Source organism: Streptomyces katrae, assembly GCF_000966975.1.
Taxonomy (GTDB): Bacteria; Actinomycetota; Actinomycetes; order Streptomycetales; family Streptomycetaceae; genus Streptomyces; species Streptomyces katrae.
Map to the genome: position 1 here is coordinate 1 of NZ_JZWV01001088.1, position 1,965 is coordinate 1,965.

Consider the following 1,965-nt stretch of genomic DNA (forward strand, 5'->3'; position numbering starts at 1 on the left):
TGGTGCACGGCGCCGGACGACGCGGGGCCTGCAAGATCCGAAAGAGACGACCTAGCGCCGGCTACCCGGGCAGGTACGCCTGCTTCGTGGCGCAGGTCCAGATCACCGGCTTCAGCGTGCCGGCCGCGTTGACGGCCACGCCGCCGACCCGGCCGTCGTCGGCGGCCGACGAGGCGGCGCTGGCCTGGTTCGCGGCCAGCCGGGGCAGGGCCAGCACCGGTCCGGTGCCCGGCCAGAGCTGCGCCTGGTCGGGGAGGGTCTGCTCGTCCGGGTGGAACTTGGCGGTGCCGACGGACACGTTGGTGGTCGGGGTGATCGCCTCCAGGGTGCCGTAGGGGTGGGTCTTCAGTACGCCGGGGGCGCCGACGGGGCCGGGGTGGGGCGGGGCCCACACCGACGGCTGGTAGCGGTAGCCCATGCCGTTCCAGTCGTAGCCGACGACGCGGCCGCTCTCGTCGATGTCCTGGACGTGGCTCTCGTTCGCGGTGCCGGACAGGGCCTGCGCCGGGCCGCCGCCCGCGGGCCAGAGCACCGGGTAGGTCCCCTCCCGGTGCTCGCCCGTCTCCGGGACCTCGTAGTCCTCGTGGGCCATGCCGAGGACGTCGCCCTTGCCGTTGACGCCGGTCACGAACTCGACCCGGGTGCCGGGCGCGGCGCCCGCCGGCAGGGGCAGGTCGCGGACCTTGACGCCGTCCTTCCACACGATGCCCAGCCCCGCCCGGGTCGCGGAGACGACGTATCCGGCGTCGTTGACGTCGGCGTCGGCGTACAGGAAGTCGCTCCCGGGCAGCCGGGTGACCGCGGCGTCGCCCGCCCGGTAGGTGAAGAGGTAGTCGTCGGCGCCGTGGACGGCTCCCACCATCAGCCCGCCCTTGTTCACGGCGAGCACCGCGCCCGAGGCGGTGGCGTCGGGCAACGGGACCTTGTGGAGCCGGGTGCCCGTCCAGTAGACCGGCCTGCCGCCGGAGAGGCCGACGGACAGGGTGCCGGTGCCGAGGCCGAGGACCCCCTCGGTCTGCGGGTTGCCCACCTGGTAGCCGCCGGATCCGATCGAGCCGAGCACCTGGATGCGGGGCGTGCAGCCGGTGGCCGCCGTGGCCGGTCCGGCCGCGGTGACGACGCCGGCCAGGACGAGGGCGGCGGCCGCCGCCGCGGCGGCCCGGGGCGTGCGGGTGCGTGCGCGCGTGCGCGTGTCGTTCATGGTGGTGTTCCCCCGTGGTGTGTGTCCGTGGTGTGTGCCCGTGGGACGGGCGCGCCCCGGAGCGGTCGGCTCCGGTCGGTTGTCCCCCACAGTGCGTCATATGCCCTGGGAAATGGGTGAGTTGATGTTAGCTCCCGGTACTCCCGTTCACCCGCCGTTCGTGCGTTGGTGATCGGGAAGGGTGTCCGCGCCTGGCGGGGGCGGGCCCCCGCCACCCGGTACGCCCCCTTCCGTCGAGGGTTCCCAAGGTGGCAAGCGACCGCTTAGTATGCCGCGGAGCGTGGTTCCTCGACGGCGGCTGGAGGCCCCGGATGCAGGCATGGCGAGTACACACGACCGGCGAGCCCCGCGAGGCCATGCGCCTCGAGGAGGTCCCCGAACCGGTGCCCGGCGAGGGCGAGGTCAGACTCAGGGTGCTCGCCGCCAACGTCAACTTTCCCGACGCCCTCCTCACCCGGGGCCAGTACCAGATCCGGCCCCCGCTGCCCTTCACCCCCGGCGTCGAGGTCTGCGGCGAGACGGAGGACGGCCGGCGCGTCCTCGCCAACCCGAGCCTGCCCCACGGCGGGTTCGCCGAGTACGTCACCGCCCCCGCGCGGGCCCTGCTCCCCGCCCCCGAATCCCTCGACGACGCCGAGGCCGCCGCCCTGCACATCGGCTACCAGACCGGCTGGTTCGGGCTGCACCGCAGGGCCCGCCTGCAGAGCGGCGAGACCCTCCTCGTGCACGCCGCCGCCGGCGGGGTCGGCAGCGCGGCCGTCCAG

2 protein-coding genes are annotated in these 1,965 nt (G+C 74.6%); one reads left to right on the top strand and one right to left on the bottom strand.

What is annotated here, in order from left to right; genetic code table 11:
- Positions 1 to 61: 61 nt before the first annotated feature.
- Positions 62 to 1,201, bottom strand: coding sequence for a hypothetical protein (locus VR44_RS32730; protein WP_045951263.1), 1,140 nt, complete (start codon positions 1,199 to 1,201; stop codon positions 62 to 64).
- A gap of 311 nt (positions 1,202 to 1,512) precedes the next feature.
- Here VR44_RS32730 and VR44_RS32735 point away from each other — a divergent pair.
- Positions 1,513 to 1,965: alcohol dehydrogenase catalytic domain-containing protein (locus VR44_RS32735; RefSeq protein WP_045951264.1), on the top strand; the 453-nt coding region annotated here is incomplete at its 3' end.